The organism is Burkholderia sp. HI2714, from assembly GCF_002223085.1.
GTDB classification, from domain to species: Bacteria; Pseudomonadota; Gammaproteobacteria; order Burkholderiales; family Burkholderiaceae; genus Burkholderia; species Burkholderia lata_D.
Window position 1 is genome coordinate 198,167 of record NZ_NKFM01000056.1, and the last position, 20,732, is coordinate 218,898.

The 20,732-nt window shown below is 66.0% G+C and carries 22 protein-coding genes and 1 pseudogene; 12 read left to right on the forward strand and 11 right to left on the reverse strand.

Annotated features, from left to right (window positions below; genetic code table 11):
* The first annotated feature begins 351 nt into the window (after nucleotides 1-351).
* Together CFB82_RS31520 and CFB82_RS31525 are read left to right on the forward strand one after the other, a co-directional pair.
* On the forward strand, nucleotides 352-891 hold the full coding sequence (locus tag CFB82_RS31520) for a hypothetical protein (RefSeq protein ID WP_089486623.1): 540 nt from the start codon (nucleotides 352-354) through the stop codon (nucleotides 889-891).
* Between the two features lie 120 nt (nucleotides 892-1,011).
* Nucleotides 1,012-2,358: a DUF2325 domain-containing protein gene (locus tag CFB82_RS31525; RefSeq protein WP_089486624.1), complete on the forward strand. Its 1,347-nt coding sequence runs from the start codon at nucleotides 1,012-1,014 to the stop codon at nucleotides 2,356-2,358.
* Nucleotides 2,359-2,439: 81 nt separating this feature from the next.
* On the opposite strand, the gene CFB82_RS31530 is transcribed toward CFB82_RS31525, so the two are convergent.
* Together CFB82_RS31530 and CFB82_RS31535 are read right to left on the reverse strand one after the other, a co-directional pair.
* The gene (locus tag CFB82_RS31530) at nucleotides 2,440-2,763 is read right to left on the reverse strand and encodes a winged helix-turn-helix domain-containing protein (RefSeq protein WP_069250646.1); all 324 of its coding nucleotides are present in this window, start codon (nucleotides 2,761-2,763) and stop codon (nucleotides 2,440-2,442) included.
* Nucleotides 2,764-3,229: 466 nt separating this feature from the next.
* Entirely contained in the window at nucleotides 3,230-3,844 is a 615-nt protein-coding gene (locus CFB82_RS31535; RefSeq protein WP_069250645.1) for a TetR/AcrR family transcriptional regulator, read from the reverse strand.
* A 125-nt stretch (nucleotides 3,845-3,969) separates the two neighbouring features.
* Here CFB82_RS31535 and CFB82_RS31540 point away from each other — a divergent pair, with 125 nt between their 5' ends.
* Nucleotides 3,970-4,944 carry an SDR family NAD(P)-dependent oxidoreductase gene (locus tag CFB82_RS31540; protein ID WP_089486625.1) on the forward strand — a complete coding sequence of 325 codons (975 nt, stop codon included), beginning with the start codon at nucleotides 3,970-3,972 and terminating at the stop codon, nucleotides 4,942-4,944.
* Between the two features lie 100 nt (nucleotides 4,945-5,044).
* Here CFB82_RS31540 and CFB82_RS31545 read toward each other — a convergent pair whose 3' ends face one another.
* The gene (locus CFB82_RS31545; RefSeq protein WP_089486626.1) at nucleotides 5,045-5,812 is read right to left on the reverse strand and encodes a DeoR/GlpR family DNA-binding transcription regulator; all 768 of its coding nucleotides are present in this window, start codon (nucleotides 5,810-5,812) and stop codon (nucleotides 5,045-5,047) included.
* A 43-nt stretch (nucleotides 5,813-5,855) separates the two neighbouring features.
* Nucleotides 5,856-6,536, reverse strand: a complete 681-nt coding sequence (locus tag CFB82_RS31550; RefSeq protein WP_069250642.1) for an MgtC/SapB family protein — start codon at nucleotides 6,534-6,536, stop codon at nucleotides 5,856-5,858.
* Nucleotides 6,537-6,805: 269 nt separating this feature from the next.
* On the opposite strand from CFB82_RS31550, the gene CFB82_RS31555 reads away from it, so the two are divergent.
* The 4 genes from CFB82_RS31555 to CFB82_RS31570 all read left to right on the forward strand — a co-directional run bounded on the left by CFB82_RS31555 (nucleotide 6,806) and on the right by CFB82_RS31570 (nucleotide 11,256).
* The gene (locus CFB82_RS31555; RefSeq protein WP_089486627.1) at nucleotides 6,806-7,750 is read left to right on the forward strand and encodes a choline ABC transporter substrate-binding protein; all 945 of its coding nucleotides are present in this window, start codon (nucleotides 6,806-6,808) and stop codon (nucleotides 7,748-7,750) included.
* Between the two features lie 23 nt (nucleotides 7,751-7,773).
* Nucleotides 7,774-8,454, forward strand: coding sequence for an HAD family hydrolase (locus tag CFB82_RS31560; RefSeq protein ID WP_089486628.1), 681 nt, complete (start codon nucleotides 7,774-7,776; stop codon nucleotides 8,452-8,454).
* 169 nt (nucleotides 8,455-8,623) lie between these two features.
* Nucleotides 8,624-8,761: a hypothetical protein gene (locus CFB82_RS44175; RefSeq protein ID WP_223274263.1), complete on the forward strand. Its 138-nt coding sequence runs from the start codon at nucleotides 8,624-8,626 to the stop codon at nucleotides 8,759-8,761.
* 44 nt (nucleotides 8,762-8,805) lie between these two features.
* Nucleotides 8,806-11,256 (forward strand): phosphocholine-specific phospholipase C, encoded by a 2,451-nt coding sequence (locus CFB82_RS31570; protein WP_089486630.1) that lies wholly within the window; start codon nucleotides 8,806-8,808, stop codon nucleotides 11,254-11,256.
* 150 nt (nucleotides 11,257-11,406) lie between these two features.
* On the opposite strand, the gene CFB82_RS31575 is transcribed toward CFB82_RS31570, so the two are convergent.
* Nucleotides 11,407-12,570, reverse strand: a complete 1,164-nt coding sequence (locus CFB82_RS31575) for a porin (RefSeq protein ID WP_089486631.1) — start codon at nucleotides 12,568-12,570, stop codon at nucleotides 11,407-11,409.
* A 749-nt stretch (nucleotides 12,571-13,319) separates the two neighbouring features.
* Between CFB82_RS31575 and CFB82_RS31580 the strand changes: the two genes are divergently transcribed.
* The gene (locus CFB82_RS31580) at nucleotides 13,320-13,910 is read left to right on the forward strand and encodes a GNAT family N-acetyltransferase (RefSeq protein ID WP_089486632.1); all 591 of its coding nucleotides are present in this window, start codon (nucleotides 13,320-13,322) and stop codon (nucleotides 13,908-13,910) included.
* Between the two features lie 30 nt (nucleotides 13,911-13,940).
* Here CFB82_RS31580 and tam read toward each other — a convergent pair whose 3' ends face one another.
* Nucleotides 13,941-14,726: a trans-aconitate 2-methyltransferase gene (gene tam / locus CFB82_RS31585; RefSeq protein WP_089486633.1), complete on the reverse strand. Its 786-nt coding sequence runs from the start codon at nucleotides 14,724-14,726 to the stop codon at nucleotides 13,941-13,943.
* On the opposite strand from tam, the gene CFB82_RS44180 reads away from it, so the two are divergent.
* From CFB82_RS44180 to CFB82_RS31595, 3 genes are all read left to right on the forward strand, one after another.
* Nucleotides 14,725-14,847 carry a hypothetical protein gene (locus tag CFB82_RS44180; protein ID WP_256990551.1) on the forward strand — a complete coding sequence of 41 codons (123 nt, stop codon included), beginning with the start codon at nucleotides 14,725-14,727 and terminating at the stop codon, nucleotides 14,845-14,847. The two genes, tam and CFB82_RS44180, sit on opposite strands and share 2 nt — an antisense overlap.
* Before the next feature lie 16 nt (nucleotides 14,848-14,863).
* Nucleotides 14,864-15,754 (forward strand): LysR family transcriptional regulator, encoded by an 891-nt coding sequence (locus CFB82_RS31590; protein WP_089486634.1) that lies wholly within the window; start codon nucleotides 14,864-14,866, stop codon nucleotides 15,752-15,754.
* Nucleotides 15,755-15,900: 146 nt separating this feature from the next.
* Entirely contained in the window at nucleotides 15,901-17,184 is a 1,284-nt protein-coding gene (locus tag CFB82_RS31595) for a cystathionine gamma-synthase family protein (protein WP_069250633.1), read from the forward strand.
* Nucleotides 17,185-17,331: 147 nt separating this feature from the next.
* Here the strand turns inward: CFB82_RS31595 and CFB82_RS31600 are convergent, their stop codons facing one another.
* The 4 genes and pseudogenes from CFB82_RS31600 to CFB82_RS31615 all read right to left on the reverse strand — a co-directional run bounded on the left by CFB82_RS31600 (nucleotide 17,332) and on the right by CFB82_RS31615 (nucleotide 19,411).
* Entirely contained in the window at nucleotides 17,332-17,766 is a 435-nt protein-coding gene (locus CFB82_RS31600) for a GNAT family N-acetyltransferase (protein ID WP_089486635.1), read from the reverse strand.
* 174 nt (nucleotides 17,767-17,940) lie between these two features.
* Nucleotides 17,941-18,099: pseudogene (locus CFB82_RS31605) on the reverse strand (putrescine ABC transporter permease PotI); the annotation flags it as partial.
* A gap of 151 nt (nucleotides 18,100-18,250) precedes the next feature.
* Nucleotides 18,251-18,721: a cyanase gene (gene cynS, locus CFB82_RS31610; RefSeq protein ID WP_069250631.1), complete on the reverse strand. Its 471-nt coding sequence runs from the start codon at nucleotides 18,719-18,721 to the stop codon at nucleotides 18,251-18,253.
* A 30-nt stretch (nucleotides 18,722-18,751) separates the two neighbouring features.
* Nucleotides 18,752-19,411 (reverse strand): carbonic anhydrase, encoded by a 660-nt coding sequence (locus tag CFB82_RS31615; protein ID WP_069250630.1) that lies wholly within the window; start codon nucleotides 19,409-19,411, stop codon nucleotides 18,752-18,754.
* Nucleotides 19,412-19,524: 113 nt separating this feature from the next.
* Here CFB82_RS31615 and cynR point away from each other — a divergent pair, with 113 nt between their 5' ends.
* Nucleotides 19,525-20,421 carry a transcriptional regulator CynR gene (gene cynR / locus CFB82_RS31620; protein ID WP_069250629.1) on the forward strand — a complete coding sequence of 299 codons (897 nt, stop codon included), beginning with the start codon at nucleotides 19,525-19,527 and terminating at the stop codon, nucleotides 20,419-20,421.
* 75 nt (nucleotides 20,422-20,496) lie between these two features.
* Here cynR and CFB82_RS31625 read toward each other — a convergent pair whose 3' ends face one another.
* Nucleotides 20,497-20,700: a hypothetical protein gene (locus CFB82_RS31625; RefSeq protein ID WP_069252835.1), complete on the reverse strand. Its 204-nt coding sequence runs from the start codon at nucleotides 20,698-20,700 to the stop codon at nucleotides 20,497-20,499.
* Nucleotides 20,701-20,732 lie beyond the last annotated feature (32 nt).

Below are 20,732 nucleotides of genomic sequence, written 5' to 3' on the forward strand. Positions count from 1 at the left end.
AGGTCCTGATGAAAACCCTGCCGGCGCACGGATCCAGCCGGTCGGCCGACGATGGACGAAACGGCCGGCGCCCGGACCACCGTGCTGCCGGCGGCGGTCACGCGGCAGCATCAGGCGCCCGCGCGTTCACACACGCGGGCCGGATGTGCGCAGCCACCGCGCACATCCTCGTGCCCGACGGCGCGTACCTCCGCTTCATGGCCGCGTTCGGAACGGCCGTGAGCGACATCGACTGACCAGTCGGCCGCCCCGGCCGTTGACGGCACCGTGTCTCCTCCACGTGCCGTCTTTTTCTGCGCATTCGATATATTCCTTAGAATATATCGATACCTGCACTTCCGGAGACTCGCCATGCCCCGCACGCCGACGGATCGCGTCTCGCAGCGCGCCGCACGGGAACAGCCGCTCGCGCGCAAGATCCGCGCACTCAGGCCGCTGTCGAGCGATGCACGCGCTCAGCAGATCACGGATGTCGTCGACGCGTTCCGGCGTCTACGCGGCAGCGTCGTGCGCTTCATCCTGATGTTCTCGGCCGCGCATGCCGACGACACGCCGGACGATGCGCTGTCCGCGATGGGCTTTCGTGAACTGCTGTCGACGCTCGAAGACGACGCCCGCGCCGCCCGCTTCACGCGCCTGCCCGAACTCGAACGGGTGATTGGCCACGCACGCCGACTCGAACGCACACGCGACGACGTGTTCTCCGATTCGTTCAGCAACGACCCGGCCGCGATGCGCGACGCGGTCGCCGCACTGGAGCGCGTCGACCTGCTGTTCGTCGGGCTGTGCGTCGAGTACGTGATGGCGCGTCATGCGCCGGCATCGCTCCCCGTTTCGCCCGAGGCCCCGTCCGCACGATCGCTCACCGACCATTCAACTGCGCTCTGCTGACCGTGCCACACCGCGTTGCTCCGTGACTTCCCCTGAATTTCTAGCGTTATATTCCGTGGTATATTTCGCGAATCTTTCGCGCATCCGTCTCCGGCCCGACCATGCCGGACAGAGGTCAACATGCACGCTCCGCCCTTTCGCCTTGCCCGCACGGTGGATCTCTCGACGCCCGGCGGTAACCTGCCCGCGGCAACTGGCACGCGGATCGACGCTTGCTGCGCGCCGTCGCGCGCGCAACTGACCGAGCTGAAGCGCCGCGCGCGCCTGTCCGAGCTCGATGCGAACCTGCACTGCTCGATCATCGGCACCTGCCTGACCACGCACGAACTGCGCAAGCTCGTGCCGAAGTTCACCGACCTCGACCGCCAGCGCGCGACCGACCTCGAGATCCATCACGCGGCCGTCGAACTCGCCATCGACGGCACGGCCGGCGCCAAGGCCTTGCACAAGGCGCTCGACGAGCGCTACGCCGGTGCGATCCGCGCATTCGACAGCGCGAAGGATGCGGATGAACTCCTCGCGCGCTGGAAGGAAGCGCTGAAGAGCGGCGACATTCCGCCCGCGTACTGGGCGCTGATGACGCATCCGCGCACGACGATGGGCGTACGCCAGGCCGCGTTCGGCGACCTGCACATGCTGTCGCATCTGGTCGGCGCGGCCAATCGCGCCGATATCCGGCGGCTGGTCGCGCTGGAGGAAGAGAATGCGGCGCTGCACGCGAAGATCGAACGGCAGCAGGCGCGCCTGCAGGAAATGAGCGCGCAGCGCGACGCGGCGCTGCAGGAACGCGATGCCCTCGCCGCGCGCCAGAACGCGCAGCCGCTGGCGGCGGAAAGCGTCCTGCGCGACGAAGTGCACGAACTGCGCGAAGCGCTGGCCGTGCGCGACGAACGGCTCGCGCTGCACACGAGCCGCCGCGAGGCGGCCGAGCAGCGGATCGCCGCGGAACAGGCGAGCGCCCGCGCGATGCGCGCGCGGCTCGACGACCTGATGGCGATGGTGAAGACGCTGCGCGCCGAAGCGAGCGCGATCGAACAGGCAGTGCAGGCGTCCGCGGACGATCCGGCCGAACGCGTGGCCGATCCGCTGTCGATCCTTCAGGGTACGCGTCTGGTGTATGTCGGCGGGCGTCCGGGCTCGAACCGCGCGATCAAGCGGATCGTCGAAACGGCGGGTGGCGAGGTGACGCTGCACGACGGCGGCATCGAGGATCGCAAGGGCCTGCTGGCGGCGGCACTACCCGGTGCGCGGATGGTCGTGTTCCCGGTCGACTGTATCGACCACGATTCGATGAACCTGCTCAAGCGCATCTGCGAACGCCACCACATCGCGTACTACCCGCTGCGGACGGCGAGCGTCGCCAGTTTCGTCGAGCTGATCGGGCGGCTCGATGCGCAAGCGCGCGATGTGATGGCACCGGATACCACCACGGGCGACGTGTCGCGCTTCTGCCTGCGGCACGGCTAGCGCCTGATTCGTTTCGCCGCATACGTTGCACGCGGCCCTTCAGCGGGCCGATGAAAGCCCGTTGTCAGCGTAAGCGTACCTTCAGCGCCGGACCATTTTCGTGAGCGCGGCGATGTCGTCGGCGCAAGCCGCGTAAGCCTGCTCCTCGATCCCGCGATAGAGCCGGATGATCTCCTCGCCGACCGGCGTGAGCACGCTGCCGCCGCCGCTCTGCCCGCCATGTTCGGACACCGTCGCCGGCGATTTCAGCGAGCGGTTCAGTTCGTCCATCAGCAACCACGCACGCCGGTACGACATCTTCAGGCTGCGCGCCGCCGCCGAAATCGAACCGTGCTCGCGCACGGCTTCGAGCAGCGCGACCTTGCCCGGCCCGAGCGCGATCGTGTCGGCTTGCTGGATACGCATCCTGAACCGCACCTCAGGCTTGGGGTGTGCCGGTGTCTTCATGTTGTCCCGCCCTTTGAACGATGCGGGCAAGCATACACGATGGCCGGTGCGGCGCGCGCCGGCCAGCCGCTTCACGTGGCGTGGCGCGGCGCGGGCAGGAGGTCGGCGCCCGAGAACAGCAGCGGCCGCCGGTGGGCAAGCCTGCGTTGTATGGTCGGGTGCCACCAATTATGAAAAATGCGTCGTTGAAGTTGAGGCGATTTTTTCAGCAAGCGTGGCATCGAACAACCAGCACGTGCCAACGAAAATGAAATATTCGTCCCGCGCTGCCGCAGTAAGTGAAAAAACGGTTGTGTTCCCATCGGCGCGCGTGGAGTCGATTGACCACGTCGCCACTTTGTTCATCAGACGACGAAACGCCCGGATCCGCCGCTCATGTCAGTTGTCGTGGTCATTTCTCAATGAATTCTTGTCCAATAACCCGTCAGACGCGTCGCGGCAGGAGCACCAGGTCGGCCGCTTCCTCGGCATCTTTGAGGAGCATCTTGCGCGGCACGCCTAGCTGCGCACGCATGGTTAGCCCACGCGCTAAATCCGTGACTTGGGTTGCGCGCGCGGCGACGGGAAAGTCGGATGGGATTTCTCCCGCGATGATTGCGTCCCGGAAACGACCTTCCACCAGCGCGGCGCCGCCAGCGGCCGCGTTTTGCAGGAACTGCCGGACCTCGGGGTCGTCCACGAGCGGCGCGACGCAAATCAGAAGGCAGCCACGGGCGGACCCTTTCTCGGTCGCACTTTCGACGGCGTACCTCAGAAAGCTCGTGATCGAGTCGCGAAGACTCAGTGGTGAGAGGAGTGTCTTCGCGGCTGATGCACCTTTCCGTTCCGCGTACGCCTTAAGGACCCGCAAGAATATCGCCCGCTTGTCCCCAAAGACAGCATACAGGCTGGGCCGTCCCACACCCATCCCGGCGACGAGATCGTCAATCGTCACTCCGTCGTAGCCTTTCGACCAGAACACCTGAGTTGCCTTTTCCAGCGCCCCCGTCTCGTCGAAGCTGCGCGGTCGGCCCCTCGGCCTGGCAGCATTTTGAATCATTTAGTTCAAAACTCCTTGACACTCGTCATCGCGCAAATATATAACTGAATAGTTCTAAATTAGCAAGTCGTCCGTGGCCTCACGACTCGACCTTCCCCCTTTCCCCCTTCAACACTGAGACGCCCATGGAACATTCGATCGTGCTCGTCACCGGTGCCACCTCCGGGCTCGGTTATGCGGCTGCCCGCACACTTGCCGGAGAGGGCTGGCGTGAGATCATCGTCACTGGCCGCAGCCTGGCTCGAGCCCAGGAAACGGCCGCTCAACTCGCAACGGAAGCTAAAAGACAGGTCTTCACACCGCTGGAACTGGAGTTGGACACGCCGGCCAGCGTCCAGTCCGCGCTCGCCGAACTCGTCAAGCGAGGTCGGCCGATCGATTTCCTGCTGCTCAATGCAGGGATGGTTCCTGGCAAGGCGCGCGTGATCACCGCGGAGGGCGTCGAGGCTTCTCAGGCCCCGCTCATCGGTCATCATCAATTGACTGTCGGGTTGCTCCGCGCCAACCTGCTGAGCCCCAACGCACGGATTGTCATCACCAGCGCGGAGCCTGCCCGAGGGGGCGTACCCATGTTCAAATACACCGACGTGGACGCACTCGCTGCCAAATACCACCAGGGCGACCTGACCGCTGCCATGGAAGCCCTGATTCGCAACGGGCCGAACGTGAAGTACGTGCCCAACAATGCGTATGCCGACGCGAAGCTCCTCGTCGCCTGGTGGGTCGCAGCGCTGGCGCGGCGGCTACCCTCTGGCATGGGCGTGTACGCCGTCTCCCCCGGTGCGGCGACTGCGACCAACGTTTCGCGACAAGCTAGCCTGGCCGTGAAGTATCTGTTTATCCCGATCGCGAACCTCATTCCCGGCATGAATCAGACGCCGGAGACGGCAGCGGGCCGGTATATCCAGGCTTCGAAGTTCGGAACCGAGGTCTCAGGGCAATTCTTCGCCTCCGCTCAAGGGAAGTTCTCAGGCCCGATTGAGGCGCAGCGACACCCACACCTCCTCGATGGCGCGAATCAAGAAGCCGCGTGGCAGGCCGTCGTCAACGTCTCTGGCGTCAACTGGTCGTACGCGGAATCCTTACGCGCGCTGTCCTGAAGGCGCGCCGGTCGCGCGAAATGGTCGCAGTTGCCAGAATCAGCGGGCGATTGCGTAGTGACATGATCGCCCACGGGCCATACGGTATTTTTAAATAAATCTACGCCAGCACGATGTGCTTGATAGCCTTCTTGAGGCTCTTGAAGCTTTCGACCGACTCCGCCTTCGGGTCCGTCACCAGTGTGCCGATCCGCGCCGGCTCGCAGAAGCTGATCCGGCTGTTCGTGCCGAGCTTGCTGAAATCGGCGAGGATCGCGACGTTCGCCGCGTTGCTGACCATCGCGCGCGCCACTTCGGTTTCCATCCGGTCGTAGTTGGTCGCGCCACGCACGGCATCGACGCCCACCGGCGACAGCAGCGCGAGATCGGCGCGGTAGCGGAAGATTTCGGCGACCGTGCCGTCGCCGACGGTCGCGGCCGCGCGGCTGCCGATCATCCCGCCGAGCAGGATCGTTTCGTTGTTCGCCTGCGCCGGGTCGCTCGACCGCATCTTCAGCGCGACGTCGATCGAATTCGTGACGATCGTGAGGCCCGACAGCTTCGCCAGTTCCTCGGCCAGCAGCGTCGTGGTCGTGCCCGCGTCGATGAACAGCGTCTGCGAGCCCGTGACCAGCCTGACCGCCGCGCGGGCGATCGCCAGCTTCGCCTTCACGTGCGTCTGCGCGCGCTCGGCGATCGGCGCTTCGTCGCCCACCTGCACCGCACCGCCGTGTACGCGCTTCAGTTCACCGAGCGCCTCGAGGTCGACGAGATCGCGCCGCACGGTTTCCCGCGACACGTTCAGGTCGGCCATGATCCGGTCGGTGGAAACGCGCTGCATCTTCGATAACAGAAGCCGAATCCTCTGGTATCGCTCTTCTTGCCACATGGAATGTCCTCGGAATGAACGCCAATATTATTCGAACGGCGGACTACGCTGCGCTCTCCTCCATCTTTTTGATGCCGACGAGGGTCTGCAGGGATTGACGGACCGCCTGGAACTCGCGGCTCGTCATCTTCGAAAACACCACGTGGATGCGGTCGTCGTCCGGCGCGGCGTCGTCCTGCTCGATGATGAACTGGACGATGCGCGCCTGGTCGATGCCGGGCATCGCCTGCAGCGACGTCAGCTTCACGGCGCCGCGGCGCGCGAGGATGCGCACGCCCCAGCGCTGCCGCGCGGCGAAGAAGCGCTTCTCGATCGGCTTCAGGCCGGCCAGGATCGCGAGCACGATCGCCGTCGCGGCGATCGCGGCGACATACATGCCGCCGCCCACGGCCAGCCCGACCGCCGCCACGACCCACAGGCTCGCCGCGGTCGTCAGGCCGCGGATGATCTCGCCGCGCAGCATGATCGAACCGGCGCCGAGGAAGCCGATGCCCGACACCACCTGCGCGGCGACGCGCGACGGGTCCAGCGACACGTTCTTCGCGTTCTGGATATCCGCGAAGCCGAACGCCGACACGACCATCACGAGCGCGGCGCCCACGGCCACCAGCATGTGCGTGCGCAATCCGGCCGCCCACGACAGGCGCTCGCGCTCGATGCCGACGATGCTGCCGAGCAATGCCGCCAGCAACAGGCGGGACACGATTTCCAGCTGACTGATCATGCGAGGTCTCCTTGCTTTGCCTGGTCTACCTGATGAAACACGGCCCACCGGGGCCGTCGCCCGATTCTTCCTGCCCTCGCCCCGCCCGTCGCCAATCTCAGCAACCGGATGGTTGTATTTTTGTGCGTTCTTGCGATTTTGTGCGTTCTAATATACGGTACGCAAAACTACAAAGCCAGACCCAAGTTCGTTTGTTTCATCCGATCAGCACGATCAATCGTCAGACCATTCAGGCAACACGATCCGGAACACTTGCTTAGGAGACCAACATGATGAAGAAGGCATGGATGCTGGCCGCAACACTGCTGGCGGCGCTGGCGACGGCCCCCGGTCACGCGTCGGAAGGCGACGTCTGCAAGAAGGTGACGCTCGGCGATGTCGGCTGGAGCGACATCGCGGCCACCACCGGTGTCGCGATGATGCTGCTCGACGGGCTCGGCTATGAGGCGACCAAGACGATCGCGTCGCCGCCGATCGTGCTGGCCGGCGTGAAGAAGGCACAGATCGACGCGTTCCTCGGCTACTGGGATCCGAGCATGACGCCGACGGTCAAGCCGTTCGTCGATGCCGGCGCCGTCCACCAGCTGCCTCAGCCGAACCTGATCGGCGCGCGCTACACGCTGGCCGTGCCGCAATACGCGTCGGACAAGGGCCTCAAGAGTTTTGCCGACATTGCCAAGTTCCACGACCAGCTCGACGGCAAGATCTACGGGATCGGCGCCGGCAACAACGGCAACGCGCTGATCCAGCGGATGATCGACAAGAACGAGTTCGGGCTCGGCGGCTTCAAGCTGGTCGAATCGAGCGAGGCCGGGATGCTCGTGCAGGTCACGCGCGCGGTGCAGGAGCACCGGATGATCGTGTTCCTCGCGTGGGAGCCGCATCCGATGAACATCAACTACAAGATCGCCTATCTCGACGGCGGCGACAGCGTGTTCGGCCCGAACTACGGCTCGGCGAAGGTCTATACGCTCGTCACGCCCGGCTATCTCGAACGCTGCCCGAACGTCGGCCGGCTACTGACCAACCTGAAGTTCACGACCGACGAAGAGAACCAGCTGATGGTGCCGATCATGAATCACGCCGATCCGGTCGCCGTGGCAAAGGAATGGGCGAAGAAGAACCCCGGCGTGCTGTCGAAGTGGCTCGACGGCGTCACGACCATCGACGGCAAGAACGCGAAGGACGCGATCGAGAAGCGCATCGGCGCATAAGCACGCAACACAAGGAACCACCCATGCACAAGAATCTCGCGCTGTTCGACCTCGACCACACGCTGCTGCCGCTCGACAGCGACCAGGCCTGGAGCCGCTTCATCACGCGGGTCGGCTGGCGGGAAGACGACGCGCACGTGGCGCTGATCGACGAGCACTACGGTCACTATGCGGCCGGCACGCTCGACATGGACGCGTATCTCGCCGTGACGCTCGCGCCGCTCACCCGCTATCCGCGCAAGGTGCTCGAGCGCTGGCATGCACGGTTCATGGACGAAGTGATCCGCCCTGCGATCACGCCGCAGGCGCGCGAGCTGGTCGACCGCCATCGCGAGAACGGCGATCTCTGCTGCATCGTGACGGCGACCAACGTGTTCGTCACGCGGCCGATCGCGGCGGAATTCGGCATAGAGCACCTGCTCGGCATCGAGCTCGATACCGACGACGGCACGCCGGGCGGCGCGTTCACCGGGCGCAGCACGGGCGTGCCGAGCTTCCGCGAAGGAAAGATCGTGCGCACCACCGCGTGGCTGGCATCACTCGGCTACGCGCCGTCCGATTTCGAGCGCACCTACTTCTACAGCGACTCGATCAACGACGTGCCGCTGCTGGACTACGTCACGCATCCGGTCGCCACCAATCCCGACTCGAAGCTGTTGCATGTGGCAGGCACGCGCGGGTGGCCTGTCATGAAGTTGTTCTGATTCGGGCGATATTCTCTGCTGTCCATTTTTCATGTCTGGAGGGGTAATGAAATACGGAGCATGCAGCAACAGTCTCGATCATTCAGGAATCCGACTCGAATCGGATCGAAAGCCTGTCGTCAACTCGCGTCAGTCGGAAAGCCGCTTTCCGCACTGGCGCGGCGTTTTCATGATCGCACTCCTGTGCACGCTGGCCGCTTGCGGCGACGGCGACTCGGGAACGGCGGCCAGCATGGCGGCCGCGCGCGCGGCCGCACCGGGCTCGGCGTCCACGCCCGTCCTGCACTGCGCGAGCGCGTGCCACTGACCGACGCCGGCCCCCGGGCCAGCCATCCAAGACAGAGAGCGATCATGCAAAACAAACCCACAACACGACGTCAATTCATTGCCGATGCGCTGAAGCTCGCCGGCGCCACCGCGATCACGGGCATGCTGCCCGAAAGCATCGCACGCGCGCAGGCCATTCCGGCTGCCACCGTGACCGGCACGATCCAGGACGTGAAGCACGTCGTGATCCTGATGCAGGAAAACCGCTCGTTCGACCACTACCTCGGCACGCTGGGCGGTGCACGCGGCTTCGGCGATCCGCGGCCGGTCGTGATTTCGAGCGGGTATCCGGTGTGGCGCCAGCCCTGGATGCTGTCCTACGTGTTCCCGTTCAACCCGTCCTCGCCCTCCGGTACGGCGAACGGCGACACCTACTACGGCGACCTCCCTCACGACTGGGGCACCACGCACAGCGCCTGGAACAACGGCCGCTATGACAACTGGACCGCCGCGAAGACCAGCGGCACGATGTACTACTTCACGCAGAACGACATTCCGTTCTACTACGCGCTGGCGAGCGCATTCACGGTGTGCGACGCCTACCACTGCTCGATGCTCGGCCCGACGGACCCGAACCGCCTGTATCTGTGGACCGGGTGCTGCGGCAACGTCACCGGCTATTCGCCGTACACGACCAACACGATGACGGGCACCGGCTGGACCACGATGCCGGAGCGCCTGAACACGGCCGGCGTCACGTGGAAGTTCTACCAGGACAAGGGCAACGGCCTGGATGCCGGCCATGGCTACGGCGAGTACAACGGCTCGAAAAGCGATCTCTGGTGGAACGGCAATTACGGCGACAACGTCATCCTGAACTTCAAGCAGTACCAGAACCTCGGTGCAAGCGATCCGCTCGCGCCGGCGCTCAACGGCACGCAGATCGACCCGTCGGGCGGCGGCAAGGAATACGACACGAACCTCTTCAGCCAGTTGCGGGCCGACGTCGCCAACGGCACGCTGCCGCAGGTGTCGTGGATCGCCGCGCCCTACGCCTACAGCGAACATCCGTCGTGGGCCGCGAGCGGCGGCGAATGGTACGTGAGCAACGTCCTCAATGCGCTGACGTCGAATCCGGCGGTGTGGGCCAGCACGGTGCTGCTCGTCATGTACGACGAGAACGATGGCCTGTTCGATCACATGCCGCCGGCCGTCCCGGCCAGCGCCGCTGCCGGCACCGGCCAGTCGACGGTCTCGACGGCCGCCGAATTCGTCTCCGGCAGCGGCACCGCATCGGACGGCTCGGCCAGCGGCGACGTGCCGATCGGGCTCGGCCCGCGCGTGCCGATGTTCGTGATCTCGCCGTGGTCGAAGGGCGGCAAGGTCAACTCGCAGGTGTTCGATCACACCTCGGTGATCCGCTTTCTGGAAGCGCGCTTCGGGCTGCAGGAAACCAACATCACGCCGTGGCGGCGCACGGTGTGCGGCGACCTGACGTCGGCCTTCGATTTCTCGAACGCCGACCAGACCGTTCCCGCGATCCAGCCGCCGGTGAGCAACATGAACCCGAACGGCCCGGCCGTCCTGATCCCCTATCCGACCACCACCGCGGTGCCGGCACAGGCGGCCGGCCGCAGCACGGCCTGCCGCCTGCCCTACGAGTTCTTCGTGCAAGGCAGGGTCAACCGCGCCGGCCGTGCGCTCGCGCTGACGATGACCAACACCGGCACCGCCGGCGTGCACCTGCAGGTGTGGGTCGACGGCACGAGCACGGTCCCCCGCCATTACACGATCGCGGCCGGCGCGAGCCCGTGCGCGACCCTGTCCGATTCGCTCGCGCTGAATAGCGGCGGCGGCTACGACTATTCGGTCTACGGGCCGAACGGTTTCCTGCAGACGTTCCGCGGCAGCATCGGTTCGTCCGGCAACACGGGATCGACCGCCGAAATCAGCCTGTGCTACGACGTGGCGAACGGCAACGTGCAGATCACGCTCGACAACTCGGCGGGGTCCAGTGCGACGACGTTCCAGCTCACCGACAACGCGTACGGGATGAACACGAGGCAGTCGTACACCGTCGCCGCCGGCGCGACGCAAGCGGTCACGTGGTACGGCGACGGCGGCTGGTACGACGCCAGCATCCGCGACGCGAACGATCCGAACTTCCTGCGCCGGGTGGCCGGCTGCGTGCAGACGCAATCCGGCACGCTGCTCACGGATTCGGCGATCGGCAATACCAGCAAGAAGTTCGTCGCGTCGCTCGCGGCGCAGGGCTCGACGTTCGGCACGCTGCGGTTCGACTACGTCGCGCCGCCGTGGAGCCACAGCCCGAAGAACTGGGTGGGCATCTTCGCGCATGGCGCGCAGCCGACCAAGGGCAGCTACAAGTCGTGGGCGTACCTGCCGAAGAGTTGCGGCTCGCTGCTGTTCTCGTCCACGGCCAACAGTTCACTGGCGTCGGGTCAGTACGATGCGTGGTACCTGTTCGACGACGGCTACACGCCGCTCGCGGGCCCCGTCACGATCAACATTTGACGGTATGACCAGCCGGTATCGGCCGCCCGCACGGGGCCGACACGCATTCGGGCGCGACGTACCCCGTCGCGCCCGGATGCTTTTCCAGCCACGCGGCACGCGCTAGACGAGCAGATCCTCGTGGAACGCGCCGAACGGCCGCTTCGGATGTCAGAACTTGTGACGCAGGCCGATCCGCGTGACGAACTGCGTGTTCGCGCCCGCGTTGCCGATGAACGACCCCGACGAGCCGATCTCGGCCTGCACCGGCACCACGCGGCCGTTGATCGTGTTGCTGCCCGACGCCTTCTGGTAGGCCGCGCTCACATAGACGTCCGTGCGCTTCGACAGCGCATAGTCGACCGCGGCATTGACCTGGTGCCACTTGCCGTCGAAGCGGCCGTCGAGCTTCGAGAACGTATAGCCGAGACCGCCGCTCAGGGCCGGCGTGAACGCATAGCGGCCGCCGATTTCGTAGTTGTTCAGCTTCGACGTTTCGCCCGACAGCGGCACGAACTTCGTGTGCGTCCAGTTCGCCCACACGAGGGCCGCCGCGATCGCATAGCGCGCGCCGACGCCGACCGTCTCGAGGTCGCGCAACCCTTGCGTGTTGATGTTCGCGATGCTCACGCCGAACGCGGGCTGCGCGCCGTTCGGGAAGCGGATGTTCGTGTACGCGGCGCCGATGCCGAACGGCCCTTGCGCGTAGTTCGCGCCGAAGCTGTACGCGCTCGACGAACCCTGCGAACCGTTCGCGCCGGTCGTGGTCGGCGTGCCCGCGAACTGCGTCGAGTTCGAGAAGCCGTACATCGCACCGAACGTGAGGCCCGCGAAGTTCGCGCTCTGGAACTTCACCGCGTTGTTGATGCGGCTCGACGTCAGCTGATCGAGATCGTTGATGTGATACGCGTAGTTGCCGGCGGGCGTCTGGCTGCCCATCGAATAGTTCGCGCCGATGTAGTCGGTCGAGAACGAGTACTGGCGGCCGAACGTCAGCGAACCGATCCCGTTCTTCGACAGGCCGACGAATGCCTGGCGGCCGAAGATCGCGCCGCCCTGGCCGATCGAACCGTCGCCGCTGCTGAAGCCGTTCTCCAGCACGAACATCGCCTTCAGCCCGCCGCCGAGATCCTCGGTGCCGCGGATGCCCCAGCGGCTGCCCGACGCGACGCCGTCCCCGTACCTGACGAGCTTGCCGTGCCCGCCCGTCGTCGCGACTTTGTTCGAATACGTGATACCCGCATCGATCAACCCGTAGAGCGTGACGCTGCTTTGTGCGTGCGCGGCGGTGCCGAACATCCCGAGTGCGGCCGCGGCCACGATGGTCTTTTTCATGCTCACTTCCTTTTTGTTGTTGACGCGCGCGCCTGCGTCGCAGCATGACGCGCGGCGTGTTGGCGAAGAACCGGCTGATGAACGAACGCAAGCCACCGGATCGCCGCACGCACCAATACCTCATGCGCGTGCACGATGTTCCGTTTCGATGCCAATGTGGGCTTGCGGAAGCGGCACGCCGCGGGGCGGCCGCTCGTGTTGCAGCGTCGACCAGCGTGCGCACCGGTTGCGCATGCCGCGACGACGCGTTGCTCCGACGATGCAGGTCAGCATCTCTTCCGGCTTTCGTGGAGCGGGTGGACGACGTGGTGCCTGACGACCCCACGACCTTCGATATATTTTGCGAAATATATCGAGTTGTCACGCAACCGTAAACAATTATTCGGGTTCCTGTCGTCTTTCATCCACATGCGATCGACGGCCATGCGGATCGAAGACACGACACACGACGGCCGTCATCGCAGCGATGCGAGTACAGGGCCAGCGCCGAAATCCAGCATAATCGGACGGTTGAACGAGCGCCTCAGCCGGCGCGTGAACCCCGCACACGTTTGCGCGACCGTCCCGTTCATCGCCTGACCGCGTTCCACCGCCACGGACGCAGCCGGTCTGTGCCGGTCTCGCGCGCGGCGAATTGTGCAGGTGCAAAAAGTCGAAGCAAGAACACACTCCATGCGGCGCATATCATGGCGCCGGCAATCGCATCACGGACACCACCACGCATCCCGCAGAAGACAGGACACCGACACATGGACCGAGCCGAGCACATCAGCATCGAACAGACGAGCGGGCTGCCGGCCGACGAGCTGGACCGATGCGACTTCTCGTTCGACATCGCCTGGGAATTGAACGCGCCGTATCAGGACCTGCTCGATCTTCGTGCGCTGCCTGCACGCCGCAAAAACTACGGCTTCGATCCGGCCGGCTGGGCGGATGAAGCGTCGGGCAAGACGGCGCTCTTTCGCGCGACGGCCGGCGGCCGGCTCGCGGGGTTCGTGGCCATCGGCCAGAGCTGGAACGGGATGGCGGAGATCGCGGAGCTGGCCGTCGACCGCCAGTGCCGGCGGCAAGGCATCGGGCAGTTGCTGATGGCAACCGCCGAATCGTGGGCGCGCGGCCACGGGTTCGGCTTCATGCGGCTGGAAACGCAGTCGAACAACATCGCCGCGTGCAGCACGTATGCGCGCTCGGGCTTCGTGCTGGGCGGACACGATCGCCTGCTGTACGCGGACGACGAGAACGACGGCGAAGTGGCGCTGTTCTGGTACAAGGACCTGCGCGACGGGCAGACCGCGCGAATCCGCACGGTCGACCCGGAATCGGTGCGGCCGGTGCGCTGACGCACGGCTACCCCGCGCGTCTTTGCGACTCTACGTCCGCGTCGCCACGATGAACAGGCGCGGGAACGGCAGCAGCACGGTGCCGTCGGCGAGCGCCGGATATCCGCCCGGGCCGGCGACCGCATCGCGATACTGCGCGAGAAACGCCGCGCGCTCGCCATCGTCGAGCGCCGCGAGGAACGGCCGCAGCGCGCTGCCCTTGAACCACTCCACGACCGCGTCGGCACCGCCGCGCAGCGGGTGGTAGTAAGTCGTGCGCCACACGTCCACCCGCGAGCACAGCGGCGACAGCAGCGCGTGGTAGTAGCGCGCGTCGAACCGCTCGGTACGTGCCGCCCCCTTCAGCTTGTCCGCCCACGGGCCGGCCGCGGCGACCTCGCGCATCAGCCGGTGCGCGGGTTCGTCGAGGTTGTCCGGCATCTGCACCGCAAGATGACCGCCCGGCGCGAGCCGGCCGACAAGCGACGGAAACAGCGTGTCGTGCGCGGGCACCCATTGCAGCACCGCATTCGCGAGAATCAGGTCATAGCCGCCCGGATCGTCCCAGGTGGAGATATCCACGACATCGAAACGCAGGTCCGGCAGCCGCTTGCGCGCGGCGTCGATCATGTCCGCCGACGCATCGATCCCGTGAACCGTCGCGTCCGGCGCACGTGCGATCAGCGCCTCGGTCGAATTGCCGGGGCCGCAGCCGAGGTCGATCGCGGTATGGATCGGCGTGTTCGGCACGGCGGCCAGCAGATCGCGGATCGGCCGCGTGCGTTCGTCCTCGAATTGCACGTACTGGGCGGCGTATCGATCGAGTGGGGTCGTCATGTCGTTTCTCCTGGTCGGCGTGGACGGCGTGGCCTTCCCTGCGCGTGGGACGCCGGTGGCCGTCGATGCACTGCATTCTGCGATCGTCACGGTATTCAGTAAAATGAATTTAATATCGTGATTGATTCAAATCTCTAATGAAAATCGATACGCTCGGTGTCCAGGCCTTCGTCGCAATCGCCGACGGCGGCAGCTTCCGGCAGGCAGCCGACACGCTGCACGTCACGCAGACGGCCATCACGCAGCGGCTGCGCAAGCTCGAAAGCTTCCTCGGCGTCGCGCTCGTCGAGCGCACCACGCGCCGCACCACGCTCACCGAAATCGGCCGGCGTTTCCTGCCGCAAGCGCGCCGGCTGCTGAATGAACTGTCCGATGCACTCACCGAAATCCGCGAAACCGGCCTGAGCCAGCGCGGCGACGTCACGATCGCGTGCGTGCCGACGGTCGGCGTGCAATACCTGCCGCGCATCCTGCGCGCCTTCTCCGCGCACCGGCCGCACGATCGCGTGAAGATCCTCGATCATGCGTCGGCGTCCGTGCTGCAGGCCGTGCTGCATCGCGAGGCCGAGTTCGGCATCGGCATCGCGGGCGACCAGCATCCGGAGCTGGTCAACGTGCCGCTGACGAGCGATCCGTACGTGCTGGTGTGCCGCGACGATCATCCGCTCGCGAAGCGGCGGCGCATTCGCTGGGCGGCGCTGCAGCCGCATCCGCTGATCTTCGCCGGTGAAGTGAGCGGCAATCGCGGGCTGCTCGACGGCGCGCTGAAGACGAGCGGCGTGTCGCTGCATTCGTTCTACGAGGTCCAACGCAGCTCGACGGCGCTCGGGCTCGTCGCGGAAGGGCTCGGCGCGGCCGTGGTGCCGAAGCTCGCGATCCAGAAGAACGCGTATCCGATGATCCGCACGATCGAGCTCGTCGAGCCGGCGGTGTCGCGCACGCTCGTGCTCGTCACGCGCAAGCGCGCGCAACTGTCGCCGGCCGCCCGTGCGTTGTACGACATGATCGTCGAACAGGCGACACCCTGACGATAGTGTCAGGGGTGCGTCACGAAGCAGCGCCTTCGGGGTAGTATCGCCACACGCGGTCGCGACGACCGGTGCCTACCCGGCGCCGCGCACGTCATGCCACCGCTGCAACGGCCGTTCCTCACCACCCCTGCACGGAGCACTACATGGCCTATCGCAACTACCACAAGCGCAAGATTGCAGACCGGGAACTCCATCCCGAAACCCAGATGATGTCGTACGGCTACGATCCGTTCCTGTCGGAAGGATCGGTGAAGCCGCCCGTGTTCCTCACGTCGACGTTCGCGTTCCGCACGGCCGAGGACGGCGCCGAATTCTTCGACGTCGTGGCCGGGCGCAAGCCTTCACCCGAAGGCGAAGGCGCGGGCCTCGTCTACAGCCGCTTCAATCACCCGAACCTGGAGATCGTCGAGGATCGCCTCGCACTGCTCGACGATTCCGAAGCCGCCGTCGTGACGTCGAGCGGCATGTCGGCGATCGCCGCGATCCTGCTGACCTTCCTGCGGCCGGGCGACTGCGTCGTCCAGTCCGTGCCGCTTTACGGCGGCACCGAAACGCTGATCTCGAAGTTCCTGCCCGAGTGGGGCATTCGCTCCGAAGTGATCGCCGACGGGCTGTCCACCCACGCGATCCGCGCCGCGCTCGAAGCGGCCGCGCAAAAGGGCAACGTGCGGATGTGCTACATCGAGACGCCCGCCAACCCGACCAACGCGCTGTTCGACCTCGACGGGCTGCGCAGCGAGATCGACGCGTTCGAAGCGCGCCACGGCTATCGCCCGCTGTCGGTCTGCGACAACACGCTGCTCGGGCCGCTGTACCAGAAGCCGTCGCGGCAGGGCATCGACCTGAGCGTGTACTCGTTGACGAAATACATCGGCGGGCATAGCGACCTCGTCGCCGGCGGCGTCACGGGCGCTCGCGCGCTGATCACGAAGATTCGCTCGGTCCGCAGCACGCTCGGCTCGCAGCTCGACCCGCATTCGTCGTGGATGATCACGCGCTCGATGGAAACGCTCGTGCTGCGCATGCAGCAGGCGGCCCGCAGCGGCAGCGCCGTCGCCCGCTGGCTCGCCGGCAATCCGCATCGGCCGGTGCGCGTGCTGCACCCCGAGCTCATCGACGATCCGGCCTATCAGGCCGTCTATCAGCGTCAGTGCACCGGGCCCGGCTCGACGTTCGCGTTCATCCTCGACGGCGGCCGCGAGCAGGCGTTCAGGTTCATCAACCACCTGACGCTCTTCAAGTCGGCAGTCAGTCTCGGCGGCACGGAGTCGCTGATCTGCCATCCGGCGTCGACCACGCATTCGGGCGTGCCGGCCGACGCGCGCGCGGCGGCGGGGGTGTCGGAAGGGTTGATTCGCGTGTCGGTCGGGCTCGAACATCCGGACGACCTGATCGCCGACCTGTCGTACGCGCTGGAGCATTGCTGACCCGCGTGGCATGCGCCCCGTGGCGGTTCGCACGGGGCGAAGCCGGCGGGCGCGGGGCAGGTATTCAGCGATGCCGCCCGCGCCCGGTTGCCGGCATTCGCGCTACGCCAGCGTGCTTGCCACGCGACGCGAGCCGCCCGCCCTGGTTCAAAGCACCTTCACCATGAACACGCGCGACGTCCCTTCCGGCTCGCACGGCACTTCGCCGAACGCTTCGTAGCCCTGTTTCCGGTAGAAATCCGGTGCCTGGAACGAGATCGTGTAGAGCACCGCACGCGCACAGCCGCGCCGTTTCGCTTCCGCCTCGGCCTCGCGCAGCAGCCGGCTGCCGAACCCGCCGCCACGCAGCGATTCGGGCAGGTAGAACAGATCGATGAAGAAGAGGCCGAGCGACGTGCGCCCCGTGAGGCCGCCCAGGATCTCGCCGGTCGCGGGATCGGTGACGTACACGTCGAGCGTGGCCGCGTCGGCGCGCCCGGTCATCGCGTGATTGAATTCGCCGAGTTTGCGGCTGATGAGATCGTGTGCGGCCGGCTGCTCGGTATCGGTGAGGCGGATGGAAACGTCGCGTTGCGTGGTCATTGGGCGGGTTCGGACGAAGAGAGATACCGCCGGGCGTGCAACACCCCCGGGGCGGGAATCGTACGACTATAGCGCGCCGGCGGGCATGCCGTGCCGGCTCACCCGCCGCCTTCGTCACCCGTCGTCACGCACCACGTGGCCGGCCGCGTTCATGCCCGTGCCCGATGCCCGCCCTCACGCCACCGCGAACGCCGCCTTCATGTCGGCGATGCGGCGCCGCTCGCGCGCGATCATCATCCGGTTCACGACGATCACGCCGATCGTCACCGCCGTGATGAACAGCGTCGCCAGGGCGTTCATCTCCGGGTTCAGTCCCAGCCGCACGCGCGAGAACCGTTCTTCATCGCGAGATCGATCGTGCGCTTCACAAAATCCATGGCTGCGTCCTCGTTGAAACGGAATGGCGGGAACGTGCGCCGGCCGGCGGCCAACGCGCGTCGGGCGGAAACCTGCGCGGCACCGCTTCCACGGCGCCGCGCCGGCGTCAGAACGGCTTGGTCGGCAGGTACTTGCCGTCGAGCGTGATCACCGCGCGCGAACCGCCTTCGGGATCGTCGACCTTCTTCACGTCCAGCCGGAAATTGATCGCGCTGATGATGCCGTCGCCGAACTTCTCGTGGACGAGCGCCTTCAGCGTCGTGCCGTACACCTGCAGCATTTCGTAGAACCGGTAAATGGTCGGGTCGGTCGGCACGCGATCATCGATGCTGCCGCGCAGCGGGATCGTCTGCAGCAGCAACACCGCGTCGTCGTCGAGGCCGAGCTTGTCGGCAACGCTGCGCGCGGCTTCCGCCGGCAGCGCATGCTGGCCGAGCAGCGCGGCGGTCACGAACGCTTCGCTCAGGCCCGTGCCGTCGGTGAGCTGCGCGAACGACAGGTTCTTGCGCGCCTTCGCGAGCACGATAGTCTCCGCCAATGCGTGGCGGGCGGTCTGGCTGTGCTGGGACTGGATCATGGCAATTCCTCGTGGTGGGATAGGAGCGATTCAGGCCGCGACGGGGAGCGTCGCGGGCGTGGCGCGGACCTCGGGGTGGTCCGCCAGGGAGACGAACCGGCCGGTCGCGTCGTCGTAGGCGTCGATGCAGCCCGATTCGATGTCGTAGACCCAGCCGTGCAGCGCGAGACGCCCTTCTTCGAGCGCAAGCCGCACGGCGGGGTGCGTCTTCAGGTTCGCCAGTTGCGCGACGACGTTCTCGCGCACCATCGAGTCGATCCGCTCGCGGTCGCTGCGATGCGTGCGCGCCTCGTTCACGACGCGCGCCGAATCGGCGTAGCGCAGCCAGTGGCCGACGGCCGGCATGGCGTCCATGCACTGGCAGGTGGCAATCGCGGTCATCGCGCCGCAATCGGAATGGCCGCAGATCACGACGTCGGTCACGCGCAGCGCGGCCACCGCGTATTCGACCGATGCCGACACGCCGCCCGGCTCGGGGCCGTACGACGGCACGATGTTGCCGGCATTGCGGATCACGAACAGGTCGCCCGGTTCGCGCTGCGTGACGAGTTCGGGCACGAGCCGGCTGTCCGAGCACGAGATGAACAGCGCCCGCGGGTTCTGGCTGCGCGCGAGATCGCGGAACAGCGCGGCGCGTTCCGGATAGGCGTCGCGCTGGAACTTCAGGAAGCCTTCGATGATGTCCTTCATCGTGTGTTCTCCGGTGCAGGTGGAATCGATGAAGGGCAGGTTACGCCGGACTTCCAATAACGTAAAAGACTGATTTATGATCTGCCCGATAAGCAGGACTTATAGGAACCGCCATGCTGCTGCGCCATATCCATTACTTCCTCGCCGTCGCCGAGCACCGCAGCTTCACGCGCGCGGCCGCCGCGCTGCATGTGTCGCAGCCCGCGCTGTCCCAGCAGATCCGCCAGCTCGAGGAGACGCTCGGCGCGCAATTGTTCGACCGCACCGGGCGCGTGACGCGGCTGACCGACGCCGGCGACGTGTATTTCCGCTATGCGCGGCAGGCGCTGCACGATCTCGCGGAAGGCCGGCGCGCGATTCACGACGTGCAGGACCTGAGCCGCGGCTCGCTGCGGATCGCGGTCACGCCGACTTTCACGAGCTATCTCGTCGGACCGCTCGTCGAGGCGTTTCACGGCCGCTATCCGGACGTGTCGCTGTCGGTACGCGAGATGTCGCAGGAGCGCATCGAGGCGCTGCTCGTCGATGACGAGCTCGATGTCGGTATCGCGTTCGAGGACGTGCAGACGGCGGATATCGAAGCACAAACGCTGCTGGTCGAAACGCTCGCGCTCGTCGTGAACCGCGGGCATGCGCTCGCCGGCAACCGCAAGGCCGGCCTGCGCGCGCTGCACGATGCGCCGCTCGTGCTGCTCACGGCCGAGTTCGCGACACGCGTGCAGATCGACCGCTATTTCCGCGAGCACGACGTGCGGCCGCGCGTGTTGATGGAGGCAAATTCACTGGGGGCGGTGATCGAGATCGTGCGCCGCACGAACCTCGCGACGCTGCTGCCGGCGACGATCGCGACCAGGCACGACGATCTCGCTGCCGTCGCGCTCGATCCGGCCGTCCTGCGGCGCACGGCCGTGCTGCTGCAGCGCAAGGGGGCGTACCGGAGCGCAGCTGCGCGCGCGTTCGTCGAACTGGCGTTGGCGCAGCAGGCGGGGAAAGGGGAAAAAGGAAAGTGAACCGCGCCCGGCACGTCTCGAGACGTGCCGGGTCATGAAGGCCGGCTTTGCCCCGGACCGGGGCAAGCCATCGCGTCAGTTGTACCCGAGAATCGCCACCGCCGCGACGTCCGGCCGATCGATCGTATTCCCGACGAGCGACGTCATCGGCTCCTGCAGCACGGCTTGATACGACGTCACGCGCGGCTCGTCCGACGCACCGGGCTCATCCATCGCCGGCTCATCGAACGCGGCGTCGAAACCGCTGAAGAACGCCGGTTGCTTCTGCGAAAAAGTCATCTCCATTCCTTTCATTGATTGTGTTTTCGATG